This window comes from Vibrio sp. SCP2, assembly GCF_059295395.1.
Window position 1 is genome coordinate 215059 of record NZ_JCAFVV010000003.1, and the last position, 19258, is coordinate 234316.

The 19258-nt window shown below is 42.9% G+C and carries 19 protein-coding genes; 13 read left to right on the forward strand and 6 right to left on the reverse strand.

Going from position 1 to position 19258, the window contains the following annotated elements:
- Window positions 1–212: 212 nt before the first annotated feature.
- Complete coding sequence (locus AC5O63_RS12075) at window positions 213–2570, forward strand: DNA polymerase II (protein WP_494505155.1); 2358 nt, start codon at window positions 213–215, stop codon at window positions 2568–2570.
- Here the strand turns inward: AC5O63_RS12075 and AC5O63_RS12080 are convergent.
- A complete protein-coding gene (locus AC5O63_RS12080) occupies window positions 2567–4645 on the reverse strand; it encodes a PTS sugar transporter subunit IIC/EAL domain-containing protein (protein WP_494505156.1) in 2079 nt (692 codons plus the stop codon). The two genes, AC5O63_RS12075 and AC5O63_RS12080, sit on opposite strands and share 4 nt — an antisense overlap.
- Before the next feature lie 70 nt (window positions 4646–4715).
- Window positions 4716–5483, reverse strand: coding sequence for a nucleotidyltransferase domain-containing protein (locus AC5O63_RS12085; protein WP_494505157.1), 768 nt, complete (start codon window positions 5481–5483; stop codon window positions 4716–4718).
- A 134-nt stretch (window positions 5484–5617) separates the two neighbouring features.
- On the opposite strand from AC5O63_RS12085, the gene yeiP reads away from it, so the two are divergent.
- Entirely contained in the window at window positions 5618–6184 is a 567-nt protein-coding gene (gene yeiP / locus AC5O63_RS12090) for an elongation factor P-like protein YeiP (RefSeq protein WP_272786867.1), read from the forward strand.
- A gap of 2 nt (window positions 6185–6186) precedes the next feature.
- On the forward strand, window positions 6187–6507 hold the full coding sequence (locus tag AC5O63_RS12095; protein ID WP_004746687.1) for an HI1450 family dsDNA-mimic protein: 321 nt from the start codon (window positions 6187–6189) through the stop codon (window positions 6505–6507).
- A gap of 119 nt (window positions 6508–6626) precedes the next feature.
- Here the strand turns inward: AC5O63_RS12095 and ihfA are convergent, their stop codons facing one another.
- Window positions 6627–6920: an integration host factor subunit alpha gene (ihfA, locus tag AC5O63_RS12100; protein ID WP_004746689.1), complete on the reverse strand. Its 294-nt coding sequence runs from the start codon at window positions 6918–6920 to the stop codon at window positions 6627–6629.
- 551 nt (window positions 6921–7471) lie between these two features.
- Between ihfA and AC5O63_RS12105 the strand changes: the two genes are divergently transcribed.
- The 8 genes from AC5O63_RS12105 to AC5O63_RS12140 all read left to right on the forward strand — a co-directional run bounded on the left by AC5O63_RS12105 (window position 7472) and on the right by AC5O63_RS12140 (window position 16088).
- Window positions 7472–8674: an acyl-homoserine-lactone synthase gene (locus AC5O63_RS12105; protein ID WP_494505158.1), complete on the forward strand. Its 1203-nt coding sequence runs from the start codon at window positions 7472–7474 to the stop codon at window positions 8672–8674.
- A complete protein-coding gene (locus tag AC5O63_RS12110) occupies window positions 8667–11174 on the forward strand; it encodes a hybrid sensor histidine kinase/response regulator (protein WP_494505159.1) in 2508 nt (835 codons plus the stop codon). The genes AC5O63_RS12105 and AC5O63_RS12110 overlap by 8 nt, the downstream gene beginning before the upstream one ends.
- 378 nt (window positions 11175–11552) lie before the next feature.
- Window positions 11553–13670, forward strand: a complete 2118-nt coding sequence (locus AC5O63_RS12115; protein ID WP_494505160.1) for a sensor histidine kinase — start codon at window positions 11553–11555, stop codon at window positions 13668–13670.
- A 256-nt stretch (window positions 13671–13926) separates the two neighbouring features.
- Window positions 13927–14154 carry a hypothetical protein gene (locus AC5O63_RS12120; protein ID WP_004746695.1) on the forward strand — a complete coding sequence of 76 codons (228 nt, stop codon included), beginning with the start codon at window positions 13927–13929 and terminating at the stop codon, window positions 14152–14154.
- A 105-nt stretch (window positions 14155–14259) separates the two neighbouring features.
- Complete coding sequence (locus AC5O63_RS12125) at window positions 14260–14811, forward strand: septation protein A (protein ID WP_004746698.1); 552 nt, start codon at window positions 14260–14262, stop codon at window positions 14809–14811.
- A gap of 74 nt (window positions 14812–14885) precedes the next feature.
- Window positions 14886–15284, forward strand: a complete 399-nt coding sequence (gene yciA / locus AC5O63_RS12130) for an acyl-CoA thioester hydrolase YciA (protein WP_004746700.1) — start codon at window positions 14886–14888, stop codon at window positions 15282–15284.
- Window positions 15285–15381: 97 nt separating this feature from the next.
- Complete coding sequence (locus AC5O63_RS12135) at window positions 15382–15678, forward strand: YciI family protein (protein WP_494505161.1); 297 nt, start codon at window positions 15382–15384, stop codon at window positions 15676–15678.
- Window positions 15679–15680: 2 nt separating this feature from the next.
- Window positions 15681–16088 carry a GspS/AspS pilotin family protein gene (locus tag AC5O63_RS12140; RefSeq protein WP_494505162.1) on the forward strand — a complete coding sequence of 136 codons (408 nt, stop codon included), beginning with the start codon at window positions 15681–15683 and terminating at the stop codon, window positions 16086–16088.
- A 28-nt stretch (window positions 16089–16116) separates the two neighbouring features.
- On the opposite strand, the gene AC5O63_RS12145 is transcribed toward AC5O63_RS12140, so the two are convergent.
- A complete protein-coding gene (locus AC5O63_RS12145; protein ID WP_494505163.1) occupies window positions 16117–17310 on the reverse strand; it encodes an EAL domain-containing response regulator in 1194 nt (397 codons plus the stop codon).
- Between the two features lie 238 nt (window positions 17311–17548).
- Between AC5O63_RS12145 and AC5O63_RS12150 the strand changes: the two genes are divergently transcribed.
- Window positions 17549–18109, forward strand: a complete 561-nt coding sequence (locus tag AC5O63_RS12150) for a VC2662 family protein (RefSeq protein WP_494505164.1) — start codon at window positions 17549–17551, stop codon at window positions 18107–18109.
- A 269-nt stretch (window positions 18110–18378) separates the two neighbouring features.
- A complete protein-coding gene (locus AC5O63_RS12155; protein ID WP_004746711.1) occupies window positions 18379–18600 on the forward strand; it encodes a hypothetical protein in 222 nt (73 codons plus the stop codon).
- Between the two features lies 1 nt (window position 18601).
- On the opposite strand, the gene AC5O63_RS12160 is transcribed toward AC5O63_RS12155, so the two are convergent.
- A complete protein-coding gene (locus AC5O63_RS12160; protein ID WP_494505165.1) occupies window positions 18602–18793 on the reverse strand; it encodes a DUF1289 domain-containing protein in 192 nt (63 codons plus the stop codon).
- Between the two features lie 71 nt (window positions 18794–18864).
- Window positions 18865–19113, reverse strand: coding sequence for a DUF1289 domain-containing protein (locus tag AC5O63_RS12165; protein ID WP_494505166.1), 249 nt, complete (start codon window positions 19111–19113; stop codon window positions 18865–18867).
- Between the last annotated feature and the right edge of the window lie 145 nt (window positions 19114–19258).

Sequence of the window (19258 nt, forward strand, 5' to 3'; positions counted from 1 at the left end):
AACGCAAAGTTTAGCAAGTACTTATTTTCATAACTGCTAGTTAAATTGTTATTAATCTAATAATCAATCGCTTAGCTTCTGTTTGTGGTTATTTTTCTACCACATCAACCTCTCCAAAAGTGGTATTTAAGACCCTTGCTATTTAACTTTACGGGCTTGTGATACCCTACGTATGCGGAAGTTTACCGCGTCATCTCTTTGATAAATTCTACATGGCTATTCAAAACGGATTCGTACTTACTCGGCAAGCCCGTGATATTAAAGGCACTACTCAGATAGATCTTTGGTTATCAACACCACAAGGGCCTACCCAACTGTTGATTGAAGGCGAAAAACCTGTCTTCTTTGTCTTTCAAGACCAGTTGGAAAGTGCCAAAGCGCAGAGCCAAAACTTGCAGATCGAGTGGAAAACCTTACCACTGAAAGACTTTGCCTTACGACCCGTAGCCGCATGTTACTGTCATTCTATCAAGCAAGCTCAAGTACTCAGCGAGCATCTCAAACAACATGACATTGTTGTGTTAGAGGACGACATTCGCCTTGCTGACCGCTATCTAATGGAGCGCTTTATAAAAGGCAGCCTGGAGTTTACCGGTGCAGTGCAGAGCAATGCATCGCACATACGGTACAAGCAGGTGAAGTGTCGCCAAGGCGATTACACCCCCGAACTCAAAGTGGTGTCATTAGACATTGAGTGTTCCGAAAAAGGCGTGCTCTACTCTATTGGGCTAGATAGTCCAATGGACAGCCGAGTGATTATGATTGGCGCTCCACAGCCAGCTGATACTCACATGCAGTGGGTAAGCAACGAAAAAGAGTTGCTGCTCGCGCTGGTTGATTGGTTTAGCCAGTTCGACCCCGATGTTATCGTTGGTTGGAACGTCATCGACTTCGATTTCAGGTTACTGCACAAACGTGCCGAGAGGAATCAGGTCAAACTTATGCTTGGTCGAGGCAAACAGTCGAGTTTTTTCCGCACATCAAACACAACTCAACAAGCCTTTATATCCATACCCGGTCGAGTCGTAATGGACGGGATTGATACCCTGAAAACAGCGACCTACCACTTTCGAAGCTGGTCTTTAGAAGCCGTATCACAAGAGTTACTGGGTGAAGGTAAGCAGATACACAATGTGCATGACCGCATGGACGAGATCAATCAGATGTATCGCCATGACAAGCCCTCTCTTGCTAAATACAACCTGCAAGATTGCGTCTTGGTTAACAAGATTTTTGCCCACACTCACTTACTAGAGTTTGCCATTGAGCGCTCTAAACTCACCGGGGTAGAACTGGATCGTGTTGGCGGCTCAGTTGCTGCATTTACCAATCTCTACTTACCTCAGATTCATCGCGCTGGCTACGTCGCGCCTAACTTACATCCAGAGACCTGGTTGGCGAGCCCTGGCGGTTATGTGATGGACTCGATTCCAAATCTTTATGATTCAGTTTTAGTCCTCGATTTTAAGAGCCTATATCCTTCCATTATTCGTAGTTTTCTTATCGACCCTATGGGGTTAATTGAGGGATTACAGCAAGACATTGGTCTTGAACAAGAGCAAGCGGTTCCAGGATTCAGAGGCGGACAATTTCACCGCACTCGTCATTTCCTACCAGAAATGATCGAAAACCTCTGGGCGGCGCGCGATGTAGCGAAAAAGAACAACGAGAAAGCCTTCTCTCAAGCGATAAAGATCATAATGAACTCTTTCTATGGCGTGCTTGGTTCGTCAGGGTGTCGCTTCTTCGATACTCGATTAGCCTCCAGTATCACTATGCGCGGTCACGAGATCATGAAGCAAACTAAGGTGTTGATCGAAGAGAAAGGCTATCAAGTGATATACGGTGATACTGACTCCACGTTTGTGTCACTTAATGGGCAGTTCTCTCAGTCACAAGCCGATGAAATTGGTCATCAGCTTGTCGACTACATTAATGAGTGGTGGACGAACCACTTACGTGAGGAGTACAACCTCAACTCGATATTGGAGTTAGAGTACGAGACGCACTACAAAAAGTTCTTAATGCCAACGATTCGTGGACAGGAAACCGGCTCAAAAAAACGTTATGCCGGACTTATCGGTGAAGGGGAAAATGAACGACTGATTTTTAAAGGCTTAGAGAGCGCTCGAACAGACTGGACACCATTAGCCCAAGAATTCCAACAAACACTCTATTCAATGGTGTTTCATGGCGAGAACCCAAGTGATTATATTCGCGGGTTTGTCGAGCAGACCAAAGCGGGTGATTTCGATGACAAACTCGTCTATCAAAAACGCTTAAGAAGAAAACTGCATGAGTATCAGAAAAACATTCCACCTCAGGTACGCGCAGCCAGAATGGCAGATGAAATAAACGGCCAACTTGGCCGCCCATTGCAGTATCAAAACAAAGGCAGAATTGAATACGTGATCACTACCTCAGGCCCTGAGCCGAAAGAGTACCAAAAAAGCGCTATCGACTATCAGCACTACATTGATAAACAGCTAAAGCCAGTGGCAGAAGCGATCTTGCCATTTATTGGGCTAGACTTTGCGACTCTCAGTGAGCCGCAGCTAGGCTTGTTTTAAACCGCTTCTCGTGGATAAGGGTTGTATTGAACCAACTCATTCAACGTTAATGACTTGGAATAGTACCAACCCTGAACCTTGATGTTCGTCCGTTTCGGTACATGATTCAATTGTTCAATCGTTTCGACGCCTTCAACAATCACATCAAGATCCAACTGATTGGCAATGGATAGGATGGAATCAAATACCTTAACCCCTTTGTCACTGCTTAATGCCAATACAAAAGAACGGTCTATTTTTATGCAATCAATCGTAAACTGGTTCAAATAGCTAAGTGATGAATAGCCTGTCCCAAAGTCATCAATATGTATTTTCACCCCTAACTGATGAAGGCGATTAAAATTGAGATACACTTTGTTTTTATCAAGCAGTAAGGTTTCTTCAGTAAGCTCAAAATGCAGGTAACGCGCATAAGGTTTAATGACAGCTACAATACGCTCGAAGTAATCTTCAGAAATCAATGTTTCCGGAGTAATGTTGACACTCACCGGAATGAAATGTCCTTTGCTTTGCAACTTAGCAATATCTTTCACTGCTTGCTTAATCACCCACAAATCCAAATCTTTCACTAGATTCGCTTTTTCTAGCCAAGGCATAAATGTCTGAGGCCCTTTGAGGTACCCATGCTCATCTATCGCGCGGACAAGCGCTTCACACCCCACCACTTTATTCGTTACCGTACAAATCTGAGGTTGATACTCCAGCAGAAACTCTTGACGGCTTAGCAACTCTATTTGCTGTGATAGCTGCTTGCTCTCAAATTCCGCTTGAATAGACGCTTTGATAGGGTCATTGACCAATGAGCGCGCCTCCTCTTCACGGCGAGAGAACGTCGTATCTAATGCCGCAATATGAATCGATTGATGCTGATCTGCACTGTAGAGGTATTTAACCGCTGGATAATAGATCATGACGCCAAGGGCGATATTAAAAGATTGAAGCACTACCGCAGAGAAGTCACCACCTGTAGCCACAAAAGCATTAAAGAAAATCGGACTATTAAAAGGTACGGAGACACTAGGTGAGGCAACCCAACCACTAGAGACGCAAAGCATGCTCACCAAAACGTTAGCGATCGGGCAAATCAGAAAGGGTAAGAACAGCCTGAGGTTAAATATAATCGGCAAACCGAACAGCAAAATCTCGTTGATATTAAGTAAGCCAATTGGAATGCTTGCTATCGCGATAAGCTTGAGGTTTCTATGCTTGGCAAACAACAACAATGCAATCACCAGCGACAGTGTTGCCCCACTCCCTCCAATGAACACAAAAGCTCCCATGAAGGACAAGTTCATATGATAGATCGCCTCTCCCCCTGCGGCGACTGTGGAATAGTTCAGATTTACCGCTTCTTGCAGAAATTCCACCAGAGGCAATAACGCATAATAGCCATGCACACCAAAAAACCACAAAATAGAGTTTAGCGCCGCGAAAATCACTCCAAACCACGCCGGGCTATTCGCATAATCGAGTGCGAGAATGGATAAAAAAGGAATAGTTGCGATTAACGAGAATAGCGCGATGTTCGCTGACACAATGATCACAGACGTTATCAATGCGGGCAAAACTAGATTGAGTGACTCTTTAACAATACTGCCCGCAGAGTCTGACCGTGTCAGTTTTAAACTGGGATAATGCAACAGTTTGGCCAGCAAGGGAATAGAGTAAAGAGGCGTGATTATCGCCATGACGATCTTGAAGGTCAGGAACACTTGCTCCCCTTCAACTAGGGTATCAACCAGTACCAGATATAGAATAGACAGCAATACAACCGGAGGGCGCGGTAATCGCCACTGCATGGCGACCACGTAAGAAATGGTAGCGGTCATTAAGTAAGGAAAAAACGCTGCTACACCGCTATGAACGAGATAGAGGTTTGCTACCCAATCAGCGCGATAACCTTGAACAAACTCTGCGATGCTCGCAGCAAGAAGGCAAAAGGAAGAAATCAGTAAACAAGGTATCAGCCAAATCATCCCTTCACGTATCGCGTACAATGAAGGTAATAGATACTGACGAAACCACGAATTAGAATAGCTAATTGAAGGTTCAAAAACGTGCTTCCAACTAATCATAGGCCCCCCTACCACTCTAGTAAGGCTAGCATACACTTTGAGATATACTTATTAGTTGGAGGCTAAACGACTAACCTATTCTGAACTCGGTTTTTTTGTACTGTTTTGCAATCCAATCGCCATATCCATCAAGGATACCGACCACAGAACGCTTGGGGATTACTCTGCCAGACAACAGAATACCGAGCCGCTCAATCTCTACCTGTTTTTCAGGATGGTAGCGAAGAAATGCTTGACCGCACTCCAGAGGGTCATCAAACCATTGCTTATCTTTGTGCATGATAAGTGAATAGCTCGCTCGCAGCAGCTTTTTCGCGATGATTTTTTGTGCTTTCACTTGGTCTTCTGACTTGTCGCAACGAGCAATTCGATTGCGATAAACCGCGACCCAATCTTCGACATCCATATTCCAGTGTTTTGCGATCTCCCAACTTGGTTCATAATCGCCAAAGCACTCCGACAAGTCTTCGCCAAAAATACACACCGAGCAGTGACGCAGCTGAAAGCCCCACGAGAAAATACTATCTAGACTTGCAACTTCAGAAGCCAAGGCCGTTTTAAAAGAGATTTCCGTGATGTGTGGGTGAGATTTTTGAAAACGCCATTTGATCGAATTAAACAGTGTTGTTCGTAAATCACTAAACGATGATTGAGTGACCACAATCACATCTAAATTTGACGAGCCGGGTTTTGCAGTCTTACGAGCCACACTGCCATATAGATAAATACTATGCAGATTCTCTCCTAGCCCATTTCGAAGAAAACTAACCAGATCATCAATCGCAGGTTGATAGTTTGGCTGAAAGGCTTGTTTAGGATTGATCGTTGAAAGATGCATTTGATTGATAACACAAAATAATCGAACTGAATGCGTTAATGTTCGCTCACTGAGCAGGATGAATCAAGATATTCCTTCAGCCAGTGAGTCGGTATATAATCGCCACAATACCTAACACACGAAGGAAATTGTTCATGCCAAAGGCAAGTGAGCTTAAAAAAGGTTTTGCTATCGAATCTAACGGTAAAACACTATTAATCAAAGACATCGAAGTAACCACTCCTGGTGGTCGTGGCGGCGCAAAGATTTACAAACTGCGTTGTACTGACCTAAACACAGGTGCTCGCGTTGATGAACGCTACAAATCTGATGACGTTGTTGAAACGGTAGACATGTTCAAACGTGCCTCAGCTTTCTCATACGTTGATGGTGATGAGTACATCTTCATGGACAATGAAGACTACACTCAATACACATTCAAGAAAGACGAAATTGAAGACGAACTACTGTTCGTAACCGAAGAAATTCAAGGTCTGCATGTCATCCTAGTCAACGGCAATGCTGTTGGCCTAGAGCTTCCAGCTGCTGTTGAGCTTGTTATTGAAGAAACCGATCCTTCAATCAAAGGCGCCTCTGCTTCTGCTCGTACAAAACCTGCACGTTTTGCTACCGGTCTTACTGTCCAAGTACCTGAATACATTGCGACAGGTGACCGCATCGTGATTAACACGGCTGAACGTAAATACATGAGCCGCGCGTAATCATGGCTGATCTAATCTCATACGATGACGCCATTGATACGGCCTACGACATCTTTTTAGAGATGGCACCTGATAACCTAGAGCCTGCTGACGTTATTCTGTTCACAGCACAATTCGACGAGCGCGGCGCTGCTGAGTTAGTTGAAACTGGTGATGACTGGGTTGAACACGTAGGCTTTGACGTAGACAAAGAAGTTTACGCAGAAGTTCGCGTTGGTTTAGTCAATGAAGAAGACGATGTACTGGACGACGTGTTCGCTCGCCTGTTAATCAGCCGCGATCCTGAACATAAGTTCTGCCACGCTTTGTGGAAACGAGACTAGCGTTTACTTACAAACGCTTAATACAAAAATACCCTAGCCTTAGCTGGGGTATTTTTCTATGGGGATACTAGAATTGCTTCTAGCCCCGATACAGGATGTGCCTCTTAGCGAGCTAAGAATTAGTCAACCTTAATGTTTTCAACGCGGGCTTTTAGTTTTTGCCCTGGGCGGAAGGTCACTACGCGACGTGCACTGATTGGAATGTCTTCACCTGTCTTCGGGTTTCGACCTGGACGTTCATTCTTATCACGAAGATCAAAATTACCGAATCCAGACAGTTTTACCTGTTCGCCACTTTCCAGTGCCTTACGAATCTCTTCGAAAAACGCCTCAACCGTTTCCTTGGCATCCCGTTTACTGTATCCGAGCTTTTCAAACAGGTTCTCAGCCAAATCGGCCTTTGTGAGCGCCATAAAACTTTCCTCAAAGCTGTGTTAAACATTGCCGCCTCAAGGCAGCACCTAAACATTTCACCAAGCCAATCAACAACATATCGGCTTTACCTTGGAAAGTGTATGCCAAGCTTATGATTTTCGCCAACTTTTTTCTTCAATGAGTACAAATTAACCTTCAAAACAACAAGATAGCCCTCTAAAAAGGCAGGATTTCTACCAATTATTGGCATTTATTGATAATTGAAGCCAGAAGATTAGGCTGTTATTAACAAGATTGTCAGATATTTATCTCAAATCAGAATATGCATGAAGGTAAAACACTGATATGGGTAACAAAACACGACTAGAACCAAAAATCTGGGTCACAAGCGCGTTCCGCGGAACTGCCAATCTCGAACGGAACTCTCACCCATGACAGACCACTCCCCTCGTTTATTTCGTGCTCTGCATCACTAATATTAATATTAACACCCAATTAATTAGCATAAACATACTAATTCAATTGCACAAATAGGCACCTAAATGAATACTGGTTGGCCAAAATAAACAAAATAATTATACAAACGTCTATGGCTAACAATTTTGAATCGTCCCTTTTTGAAAAAGAGGACAAGGGGCACGCATGTGCTTTATTTGAACAGATCGAAACACTTTTCGGTGTAGATAGTAATCACTTTTTTAAACATGTACTTAACGAGCGTCTCGCTCAAATAAGTGAACAGGATAGCTCACTTCGCTACAAAAACATCGCAACCAAACTCCAATCACCTTACTACTTGGTTAACGTTAACTCACCTTTAAAGGACGAACCACAACAATGGCATGAGTTCGAACAAAGAGCACTAAACTTGTTTGATAACTGGGCACAGGCTTGGTGTGCTTTTAATATCTGGAAAATCAAAAGCAAGTATCAAAATCAGCCTCGTAGTTTGGAGCTAGACTCCCTACCAAAATTTACCCAAAATGAAGAAGATTTCGTCGATAGTGTCATCGACAATATCGAAAACCATGCAGAGCTCTATTACACGCTGCATAGCCGCTACGCAATGGAACTACCAGATGCCGTAATGCTAATTAACCTAGCAACCTTTGTTTCGGAGCAACAGTGGTTCGAGATGCTATATGAAATAGAAGTCTCTGCTCACGGTAGTCATTTCATCCTCGCCCAGCTTGTTCCAGATTTATCTTTCCCAGTAATCGTCTCTACTGCCAAGGTCAACCATCATAAGGAAGCCGACAATTGGCTCTATTTCTCACCATTTTTTCAAACTTCATGTTGGACATTGCTCAATCAAGTTGAGATGCAACGCCAATTAGTTAACTTAGATCTCTTGTGTTCTGATATCGAGATCAGTGATACTTCGTCGGCAAAATTTGAGAATGCACTTTGGCAAAATATCACTGTCAAAGAAAAATGTTGTGAGATTGTCCGTTTGACTGTCAGCGGAAATCAAAGCCAGAAAATTTTCAGCCTTTATTTGTCTCAAAAAAGGCTAATGGCGCAACTCGAAAAGCTCTGCTTTCAAGTTGCATTCGTTGTTATCGAGCAACCATTGATGATTCAGTATTACCAAAGCCTCACCAATGGCGCGTACTTAAAAATGAGTTATTGCCACGTTTCCGATTCTGGATTCGCCACATATAAGGGACTTTGGTTTATCAAGCCCCTTAGCCAAGCTTTGTCTGAATGCAGTTATCGCAACTACAAAGTCAGTACCATTACTCAATTGAAGCAGCACAGACATCAAGGACAAGAGCTACAATATGCTTAGTTACATCACACAGCAGCTACTCTACCCGAAAGCAGTCGTTCTTATTCTGACTGCTTTGCTTGTTTTTGTCTGGGCGGGGTTCTTTTGTTCTACATTAGCGAGAAAGCATGGTGCTCAAAGCCTCAAGCAGTATGTCTACTATGTGACCTATACTCTAGGCTTGTTTGTATGGATATTGAGTAACGCCTATTTCCACAGTGGATGGTTGGTTGAATGGGGAGCAAACGTCGGTGCGACCATGGCGGTAGTCGCAAACCTTTCGGCTCTGTTAGCCTTCAGCTCCGCATACTATTTCTCTGCTAAATTAAAAAAACACTACACGAGCAGTAGACCTAGCTCATGGCAGTTGCTGTTAGCAGGCTTAACGATGACATTTTGCACTATCGTCAACATCGTTCCTGATCTAACAATCAAAGGTGTCGTGATAGAAGGCCCAAGCCAGTTTATGCTTGAGTTTGGCGAGTACACTCGCCCATTCTTTATTGGCCTAACACTTCTATTTGCTCTGACATTTTTGAATCTGCTGTCAATAAAACGCAGCAGCAGCCGAATTCGACGCACAAGAATCAACTACATGATTCTTGGCATGACTATATTTATGGCGTCTACTGCCGTGATTCAACTTGGCTTTACCTATTTCTTCAACAACTTTTCACTCACTTGGCTGCCACCAGCACTCTCGATTAGTGAAATGCTGTTTATGGGATATGCGATACTAGCATCGCGTTTTTATAGTTTTAGGTATCTTTGTCTTGTTGGATGCTCTTTAATTATCACTGCGGCTGCATACACCTTTGTCGTCACTCTCTTCAAACCATTAGATTATGTAAGCACCGCAACTGGTGTTTTAGCTATCATGGCTATCGGGCTTTCTTGGCCGTACACTTCACGCCTAGTCAGAACTTGCTTAACCTATGCCTTATATGGCTCGCCAGTCTCACCTACTGAGAAAATTGCTCAGTTAGAAGATGAGTTTCAAAAATCTCCAAGTCAGGCTATAGAAGCTTTGGCAAGCTATCTTGGAGTACCGAGTGATAAGCTAAAACTCCTTGATGACTATCAAGGTGCCAGCATGTACCGATCTTATTTTGAGAACCACACGACGCCTTTGGTGATTGATGAGATCGAAGACGCGATTGAGAAGAATCGCAGCAAGGAGCTCTCAACGATTCATAGCAGCATGAATCAGATGGAGTCTGCATTGGTTCTGCCCATCTACGAAGGTAAAAATAAACTCTCTCATGTACTGGTTTCTAGCCATAAACAAGGTGACGTGAACTTTTCATTTGAAGAGCTCAAAGCTCTAGAGCGAGTAATACAAAAAGTCCAAGTTCATATTAATTACGAGCAGAAAGTACGCCAATCACAAGCACTCGCAAACTCAATCGCGCACGAAATGAGAAATCCGCTCACACAGGTACAATTCGAGTTTGAGTCTCTCAATCAAAAACTGTTGTCGCCTGTAGATTCAAATACCCTTCTACAGCACGTGGACAAAGGAAAGCAAGCTATCAAACGTGGTAGACAGCTCATCGATATCATTCTTCGCGAGGTCAATAGTTCATCACTCGACCAAGAGCCCTCTGAAGCCACTTTGATTCATGGTGCAATTAATAGCGCGATAAACCAATATGGCTTTGACAATGACAATGAGCTAAACCGTATTGTGTTAGATCTGGATGAAGACTTCGTAGCAAAAATCAATGACACTCTTTTTAACTTCGTGCTATTCAACCTGCTACGCAATGCCATCTACTATTTTGATTCTTATCCAAATAGCCACATCGAAATACGTACCGAGCAAGGTCAGTATGAAAACTACGTGCTGTTCCGTGATACAGGACCAGGTATTCCTGCCGAGCTGCTAACTCGAATTTTTGATGATTTCTTCAGCCACAACAAAAGCGGTGGTAGTGGTTTGGGTCTTGGCTATTGTCAACGAGTGATGGCGTCATTTGGAGGATCTATCAGCTGTCATTCAGAAGTTGGAAGTTTTACCGAGTTTAAGCTTACTTTCCCAGCAACCAATGTCGCTGCTACTCAGACCAACAAACCTAAAACAGAGCTTAGATCGGAAGTTACCACTCCCCCTCTTGCTGTATCCAATGGCGAACTCAACTTTGGTGTAAGCCCAGCACACATGATCTTAGTCGTTGATGACAAAGAGATTCAACGCACCTTAGTGAAGCTCTACTTAGAGCAACTTGGCTACGGAGTTGTATTAGCCAACAATGGTAAAGTAGCTATTGAGATTATTCAAAACAACCCAATTGATCTGGTGTTTATGGATATTCAGATGCCAGTCATGAATGGTTTTGAAGCGGCGAGTATCATTAAACGCTCCTTCCCGACCATCCCAATTATTGCTCTGTCAGGAGAATCCGGAGAACGTGAACTCACTATGATCAGTGAACTGATGGATGGGCGACTTTCAAAACCAACAACTAAGGAAGCGCTTGATCAAATGTTGAAATCGGCCTTGCCCATGAGTATCCATTAAATCACACCTCATTAAGTTAGGGCGGTACCACTCACCGCCCTAGCCTTATAACCATATGAAATAAAATACTTTTTCGGCTCCTCACCAAATATATCAATAAGTACGGTCAATATTTTGCCTTCCATCATAGAACAGACAATTCATTCCGAAAAAGTGGGATATCCCTCAGGTGATCATAAGAAATAAATTGCACAAAATTCTACTTAGGGTAAACAAGATCTCCAAACTCTGATCAAACTTTGGCCGTGAGTTGCTGTAAGTTCTCCATAAAACGATAAATCTTAGACTTACCAGTAATGCTTTCACTAGGCTCCATCATACAAACAAAAAATATCTGATCAGTTTTAACAACGTCAAATACTGGTAAAGCGGAACAATATGTTCAGTTATTTATTACATCAAATGATGTATCCCAAAGCGGTCGTATTACTCTCGATCTCTTTACTTGTTCTCGTTTGGGCAGGATATTTTTGTACTGCTCTGGCGAAACGTCATGGGACTCTCAGTTTAAAGCAGTACACCTATTATATTTGCTATACCGTGGGGGTTTTCTTCTGGACGCTAAGTAACAGCTATTTCCATACGGATCTGCTTGTAAAGTTTGGAGATAATGTAGCGATTAACATGGCAATTGTTGCCAATTTAGCGACACTACTCGCTTTTGTCTCAGCCTATTGTTTCATATCAAAACTGCACAAGCTCTACACGAATAAAGGCGTCGCGCTATGGCAAGATATCCTAGTTGCTAACATTACCTTATTTGGTGTTATCAGTAACCTCATGCCCGGAGGCACTATTCTGGGCATCGACATTATTGGTCCCAGTAATTTCCAGTTGAAGTTTGGTCCTTACACTAAGTATTTCTTTCTAGGCTTCATCATCTTAGTGCTGTTAACTTTCTTTAACCTTCTCTCACTGAAAAAGAGTCGCAACCGAATACGAAAAACGCGAACTAATTACATGATCATGGGTATCACTATATTCATGTCCTCCACCGCGGTTATTCAGGTTGGCATGACTTTCTTTTTTGACAATTTCTCACTAACTTGGCTTCCCCCGGCATTATCCCTAAGTGAAATGCTGTTCATGGGATACGCCCTGCTTACATCGCGCTTTTTCAGTCCGAAATATATCTGTTTTATCTTCGTTAGTATCGCCTCCACCGCGTTAATATATGCCACAACTGTCGCGTCTTTCGTTCCTATTACACAGCTAGGAGTTACCGATGCTCTATTCCTAGTTCTACTCATAGGAATAACTTGGCAAACACTTTATCGGTTTGTACAAAAAGCGATCAGCATAATCATGTATCGAGACCCAATCCATCCCGTAGAAAAAATATCTCGGCTAGAAGATGAGTTTCAATCTTCCCCGACGCGCGCTATGGAAAGCTTGGCTGACTATTTGGGCGTACCACAAGATAAACTTCGCTTGTTAGGCGACTATCATGATGTGAATTTGTATCGAAACTACTTTGAGAGTCATGGAACTTCGTTGGTCATTGAAGAGGTGGAAGAAGAATTACTCAACTCAAATGATCAAGCGCTTAGCCTTGTTCACAGCAATATGAGTAAATTCGAATCAGCCTTGGTCGTTCCACTCTTCGAAAGTAAAAATAAGCTGTCGCACATTTTGGTTTCAAGCTCGAAATCTGAGGGGATTCATTTTTCATATGAAGAGCTATCGGCACTTGAAAGAGTACTAAACAAAGTTCAAGTACATATAAACTATGAACGTGAAGTCCGGCAGTCACAAGCTCTAGCAAGTTCGATAGCCCATGAGATGCGTAACCCTTTTGCCCAACTGCAACTTGAATTTGAACTCATTGAGCAAGCGATCAAACAACCTAGCTCGATCGAGCAGCTAAAGTACCATGTCAATAAAGGGACTAAAGCCATCGCTCGAAGTCATCAATTAATTGATATCATAACGCGAGAACTGGGCCAAGCTTCACTCGATCAAGCGCCCGTTGTTCCATCACTCGTTTCCTCTGTAGTTTGCTCCGCGATTGATCAATACGGTTTTGAGAATGAATCTATGCGCGATAGGGTCCATCTGGATTTCGAACATGATTTCGTGGTAGAGATTAATGATACTTTGTTTAGTTTCGTCCTGTTTAATCTCGTGCGAAACGCGACTTACTATTTCGATTCGTACCCTAAAAGCAGGATTTCAATTCAGCTTAAAAAAGGTCACCACGAGAACTACTTACTCTTTCGTGATACCGGTCCAGGCATACCAGATCACTTGATTGCCCAAATATTTGATGACTTTTTCAGTCATAACAAGAGTGGAGGTAGTGGCTTGGGATTAGGCTATTGCCAGCGCGTGATGACTTCTTTTGGTGGGTCTATCAGTTGCCATTCAGAGATAGATAGGTATACGGAATTCAAACTGACTTTTCCTGCCGCTAGCCCATCTCTTAACGACCTATTAATACTTAACCCTAAGCCGGGGAATCTATTGGTCAACCCCGTGAGCGCTGCTCTGAACTGATGGGGTTTGTCACACTAACAGAACCAATGCCAGTCAATAGATTGGCAACCCTTTTCCCAAATTGACTCGCAGATTGCTTATTGATGGTAACCGTAGTCGCTCAATACTATTCTCAAGACGAAAAATACTGCGTGTTTTGAATAACCTATAAAGCCATACCCAGTATTCCGTTGTCAGTGGCACCGAATATGCTTGATTCCCGCATGGTAACAGAAAAGCGGCATTACCACGCTTTGCTAGATGTAAGGGGAACGTTATGGAAGTTCAACGTCACACATATTATCGACTTATTCATCAAGGCATTAAGAGTCTGCTCGTTGATCGTATTGGTCACTTCACTGAGATGGAATATCACGAATATTTGAATGGAATGACTGGCAAATCAAGTTGCTTCTCAATGAGCGATGAAGAGCTCCAGTTTGCCGTTGATAGTTTGCGCAGCGAAGGTTATTTGGAAGACTATAAACGCCAGCTACAGCGCTAGGACCTCTCTTTGCACGGAGGCACTGCTCCTATAGTGACGAACCGCTTTGTGATTAGCCTTGTTTTGGTTAGACTGAAGCGAACTAGACTGACTCCGAATACTTCAATGAAACAACTGCTCGATTTTATCCCATTAATTATTTTCTTCGCTTTATACAAATTGCAGGATATCTACGTTGCGACAGGCGCTCTGATTGTCGCAACGGCCATTCAAATTATCGTGACTTATTTGATCTATAAGAAAGTTGAAAAGATGCAAGTCATCACCTTTTTGATGGTTGCCGTATTTGGCGGTATGACTATTTTTCTCCACGATGACAACTTTATTAAGTGGAAAGTCACCATCGTTTATCTGATTTTCGCGATTGGATTGGCAGTGAGCCATGCAATTGGAAAATCGGCGATAAAGAGCATGCTCGGAAAAGAGATCACACTTCCTGATTCGGTTTGGGCAAAAGTCACATGGGCTTGGGTAGCTTTCTTTTCACTATGTGCAGGCATAAACGTCTACGTTGCTTTTAACCTTCCGCTCGATGTCTGGGTTAACTTCAAAGTCTTTGGTCTACTAGCGGCGACATTTGGTTTCACATTGCTGACCGGAATCTACATCTACAAACACATGCCAAAAGACGAACAGAACGCTAACTCTGGCGGATAAGTTGATAGTTTTGTTACAATCCTATTTTTGCAGCGACCAACTTGGTCGCTGTTTCGTTTGTATTGGATGTCACAATGAGCACAGAAAACACTGCACCTAAAGGGCAATTACTTCTTAGAACCCTTGCTATGCCAGCAGATACTAACGCCAATGGCGATATTTTTGGTGGTTGGATCATGTCACAACTTGACCTTGCAGGCGGTATCCTCGCCAAAGAAATCTCATCGGGTCGAATTGTTACTGTTTCGGTATCAAGTATTACGTTTAAAAAACCGGTTCGTGTAGGCGATGTGGTCTGCTGTTACGGTGAGTGTACCAAAATAGGTCGCACTTCAATGAGCATTGATCTAGAAGTCTGGGTCAAGCCTGTCAAAGAACATGGCTTAGAAGATCGCTTTATGGTGTGTGACGCAACATTCAATTACGTCGCTATTGATGCTGAAGGCAAACCACGTCCAATTGAGCAATCTTAATTGGCAATAAATTATCTCGCCGCAACCCTTTTAAATTGCGCCATTTAAGGTAGAGTAAACGTCTGAATTTACTCTATTCATATAAGGATATCAGATCATGTGGTATGTCATCTTCTCACAAGATGTAGAGAACTCTTTGGAAAAGCGCCTTAGTGTGCGTCCTGCTCACCTAGAGCGTTTACAAGCACTGCAAGATGAAGGCCGTTTGCTCACAGCAGGACCTATGCCTGCCATTGACTCTGATAACCCAGCAGAAGCTGGCTTTACTGGTTCAACCGTCATTGCTGAGTTTGACTCGTTGCAACAAGCTCAAGAGTGGGCTGATGCTGATCCCTATATTGAAGCAGGTGTTTACGAGAAAGTAATCGTTAAGCCATTTAAAAAAGTATTTTAACGATGCTTAATTCACTCAAGTCTTTTTCTATCGTCGCACTGGTGATGCTCGTTGCTGGCTGTTCGTCTGCCTCTTCAGACAAACAAAAACAGCTAGAATTGTTAGCGCAGAGCCGAGCTAATCTGCTGGCTACCGAGCTTCCTCTTGAGTCAGGCCCCCTGTCCATCATGCGTGCGAGCGCAAAAGGAAGCACCATTGAGATTATGATGGTTTACAACGATGATGCGAAAGGGGCGAAGCCGGCTGCGCAAGTCTTGAATCAAAGTATTCGAACTTACTGTACTACGCCTGACACCATGAATAATCTTGAGGTCGGCATCAGTTATAGAATTAAGATGCGAAATAGCCGCGGCCAATTAATGGCTGACGAATTTGTGACTCAGCAACGCTGCAATAGTTTGACCCAATAAGTGTAAGAGCCTCGAAATTCGAGGCTTTTTACTGCACGTTGTATAGCCAACTGTGATGCCAGTAAAAGAGGCTTTCAAGAGGTTTCGGCTTACAAATCAGATAACCTTGCACGTTCATGTCTTTATAGTTTTTGTTCAAGTATTCAAGGTCTTCGTACTCTTCCAAACCTTCAGCAATCAAGGAAGCGTCAATTTTCCCTGCAATGTTTACCAAGGTATCAACCACCACTTGGTTAAACTGATCTTGGTGAATATCATTGATCAAAGTGCGATCTATCTTAACCTCAGTGAAAGGTAAGGTTCGCAACTGATTTAGATTAGTAAACCCAGTACCAAAGTCGTCAAGCGATAAGCCAAAACCACGCATCCTTAAACGGTTTATCGTCTCTAGCTGTTCGGTATCTTCTAGCGCAAACTCCTCGGTTATCTCTAAAGTAATATTGTTCTTATCCACATGCTGGGTATCAATCGTATCGATAAAATCCCGCGTGTATCCGTCAGTGGTTAACTGCGAGGGTGATAGATTAAGGCTTATTTTCACCCCTTCACCAAACTCTTTAACCAATTTTGGAAAATCAGCAAGTACCTTGCCTAACAGCTGCTGAGTAAGCTCGTTTAGCAATCCATGCTCAATCGCAGTCGGAATGAATTGCCCTGGAGCTATCGCATTAGTCTGTTCAGGAGTCACAATACGAGCCAACACTTCAATACCTTCAACATGCCGACTGTTGAGGTTAACTTTCGGTTGATAGTAAGGCTCTATCATACCTTTCGCTATATAGTCGCTAAGCATGCTTTGTGATATCGGCTCATAGGATTGGTTCTCGCGAATTGTAAACTGTTTAATCTTGTTTAGGATTCGCTGCAACTCATTAATATGAACGGGCTTGGCGATGTTTCCGATGAGGTTGACCTTATGTTCGCGCGCCAGGTGCGCAGCAAGTTCTATCACTCGTTTTTCCATATCTGAAATGATGCAAACACCACCACGATAGTTCATCTCGCCTAATTCTTTAATCAGCGTCATGCCGTCAATTTCAGGCATATTCAGATCAGTAAATACCGCGCTGTACTTCTCTGGGGAGCGTTTGATATTAGCCAGTGCTGAAGCGGGGTGAGAGCATGTCACGACGTTATCATAACCGAGCTCTGACAACATTCCCTTCATCACCAATAGAATTGCTGGTGAATCATCTACTATGACAATTTGTGAGTTTTTCATTATTCGATTGCCTCTGACGTTAGATCTTAAATATAGTCAGAGACCGTCTCATTGCACAAGGTTGCATACGTTATAATTAGACTCAATTTGGCTAACGGCTACTCACAAAAATCTCATCGCGCTTTGTAATCAACAACTAACACTCTTCTGACAGATAACAACTATAGTTAACGTGAGTTGTTCGGGTCGACTGACCTCAATGCTCGCTCATACAAATAACTTTGTTCTTGGAGTTAATATGAAAAAAATACTTAATGCAGTGGCTATCTCAGCAGTGGTGTTGTCTCCCGTGACATTCGCCTCTTCTCCGGTAATGTTCTCATCGGTTAACGATTTTAATGCACCAGAAAACTCCCAGGTATCGGGAGTGAGACTGGCGGCCCTTCACGGTAAAGTCGATACGGTCAAAGGGGTCGACTTTTCTATTGTCGGTATGTCAGAAACCAATACCACAACGGGCGTTAACTTCGGTTTATTTTTAGGTGCATCAAAAGTTAACCAAGAGATGACGGGCGCCTCTCTAGGTCTATTTAACTGGAATGAGGGTTTGACAACAGGCGTGAACTTAGGAGCCGTGAACGTGACCAATGACGTCAGAGGAGCCAACGTTTCATTCGTCAACTATTCCGAAGGCGACACTATGGTTGATGTTGGTGCAGTAAATATGTCAAACGAGTCGACTGTCCAAGTCGGTGTTTTTAACAAAACAGCCAAAATCGAAGGTGTCCAAATAGGACTCATCAACTGCGCTGAAAACGGCTTTTTGCCCTGCTTCCCGATTTTTAACTTTGGCAACTGATTCTTTACCAGTAACCCAAGTCGAAAGCTCCAGTTTTGGAGCTTTTTTGTTTTAATAAATCATGAATTTTTTATTTCAACACATGCGCAAGCCTAACCCCCTCCCTCGCCTTGGTAATCAATACGATAGCGGATTATTGCTAGTGATATATTTTATAAAAGTGACTCATCCCTGAAAATAGAGATTAAATATTAACCAATTCATATTGACGGTTATCACATCGGCTTCTAACTTTTCATATTAGTGTCACAACCACGGAGGATCACCAAATGAAACGTGCTAGCAACTCATACCGTCTTCAATTGATTAAAGAGGTAGCGACTCGGCAAGAGCGGCTGAAAGGCGGTGATCCTATGGCAAGTTATATCCAGCATTTACTTGATGAGACGCCTCAAAATGAAAAAAGTACCGAAGTAAACCACCGATTCTCTGGTAATCATTTTGATGAGCATGCCGGTGGTTGGGTGAATGATCGTTGGGGATTGAAGTAATCTAGCTAGATTTCAGATTGAAGCAGAGAGGTTCAGTAGATAGTCGGTCTAGAATCTCTCTTTGTTCGATTTCAGACATTTGATACCAAAGATAGCGTTCTTCTCGCGTTCGGCCACAGCCTATACAAACACCATTGATGTTTGATTCGCACAAGCCCACACATGGGTTCGCACTATAATTTCGTATATCCATACTACACCTCAAAATACAGTACACGATAATTAAGATTTAGCCCAATCGGCAGTTAATGTAAAGTTTTGATTTTAAAATAGATCTTGTTGAGATGTATTAATTGGGATCTCTTCAGATGAAGTCGCTTGTCCTTTTCGTACCTTACGTAGGTAGCGTTGACGGCAAAGTTTAATCACATGCAACTGCTGAGCGGGGGTCATATTTAACCAGTTAAAACGCTCTTCTCGTTTACGCATACAGCCCTTACAGTAGCCTTTTTCATCTACTGTACAAATGCCAACACAAGGGCTCGGGACGGTAAAAAACTCTAGCTGCTCCAAATGATTTCTCTATATTATGTAATGGTCAATTTTTACTCTACTCGAATTGTAATTGTATGTTTATCAATAAGTTTCAATGTGTGATTCGCACCAAACTATGACCTTATATTGACAAATCATACTCGCAATTAACTATACTGCATTC

What these genes read in the sequence shown, in the direction of transcription:
- AC5O63_RS12160 (WP_494505165.1), bottom strand. Translation starts at nt 18,793, where the DNA reads ATGGATATACGAAATTATAGTGCGAACCCATGTGTGGGCTTGTGCGAA.
- AC5O63_RS12105 (WP_494505158.1), top strand. Translation starts at nt 7,472, where the DNA reads ATGGCTAACAATTTTGAATCGTCCCTTTTTGAAAAAGAGGACAAGGGG.
- AC5O63_RS12085 (WP_494505157.1), bottom strand. Translation starts at nt 5,483, where the DNA reads ATGCATCTTTCAACGATCAATCCTAAACAAGCCTTTCAGCCAAACTAT.
- AC5O63_RS12125 (WP_004746698.1), top strand. Translation starts at nt 14,260, where the DNA reads ATGAAACAACTGCTCGATTTTATCCCATTAATTATTTTCTTCGCTTTA.
- AC5O63_RS12080 (WP_494505156.1), bottom strand. Translation starts at nt 4,645, where the DNA reads ATGATTAGTTGGAAGCACGTTTTTGAACCTTCAATTAGCTATTCTAAT.
- yeiP (WP_272786867.1), top strand. Translation starts at nt 5,618, where the DNA reads ATGCCAAAGGCAAGTGAGCTTAAAAAAGGTTTTGCTATCGAATCTAAC.
- AC5O63_RS12145 (WP_494505163.1), bottom strand. Translation starts at nt 17,310, where the DNA reads ATGAAAAACTCACAAATTGTCATAGTAGATGATTCACCAGCAATTCTA.
- AC5O63_RS12155 (WP_004746711.1), top strand. Translation starts at nt 18,379, where the DNA reads ATGAAACGTGCTAGCAACTCATACCGTCTTCAATTGATTAAAGAGGTA.
- AC5O63_RS12075 (WP_494505155.1), top strand. Translation starts at nt 213, where the DNA reads ATGGCTATTCAAAACGGATTCGTACTTACTCGGCAAGCCCGTGATATT.
- AC5O63_RS12150 (WP_494505164.1), top strand. Translation starts at nt 17,549, where the DNA reads ATGAAAAAAATACTTAATGCAGTGGCTATCTCAGCAGTGGTGTTGTCT.
- yciA (WP_004746700.1), top strand. Translation starts at nt 14,886, where the DNA reads ATGAGCACAGAAAACACTGCACCTAAAGGGCAATTACTTCTTAGAACC.
- AC5O63_RS12135 (WP_494505161.1), top strand. Translation starts at nt 15,382, where the DNA reads ATGTGGTATGTCATCTTCTCACAAGATGTAGAGAACTCTTTGGAAAAG.
- AC5O63_RS12115 (WP_494505160.1), top strand. Translation starts at nt 11,553, where the DNA reads ATGTTCAGTTATTTATTACATCAAATGATGTATCCCAAAGCGGTCGTA.
- AC5O63_RS12095 (WP_004746687.1), top strand. Translation starts at nt 6,187, where the DNA reads ATGGCTGATCTAATCTCATACGATGACGCCATTGATACGGCCTACGAC.
- AC5O63_RS12140 (WP_494505162.1), top strand. Translation starts at nt 15,681, where the DNA reads ATGCTTAATTCACTCAAGTCTTTTTCTATCGTCGCACTGGTGATGCTC.
- AC5O63_RS12110 (WP_494505159.1), top strand. Translation starts at nt 8,667, where the DNA reads ATGCTTAGTTACATCACACAGCAGCTACTCTACCCGAAAGCAGTCGTT.
- AC5O63_RS12120 (WP_004746695.1), top strand. Translation starts at nt 13,927, where the DNA reads ATGGAAGTTCAACGTCACACATATTATCGACTTATTCATCAAGGCATT.
- ihfA (WP_004746689.1), bottom strand. Translation starts at nt 6,920, where the DNA reads ATGGCGCTCACAAAGGCCGATTTGGCTGAGAACCTGTTTGAAAAGCTC.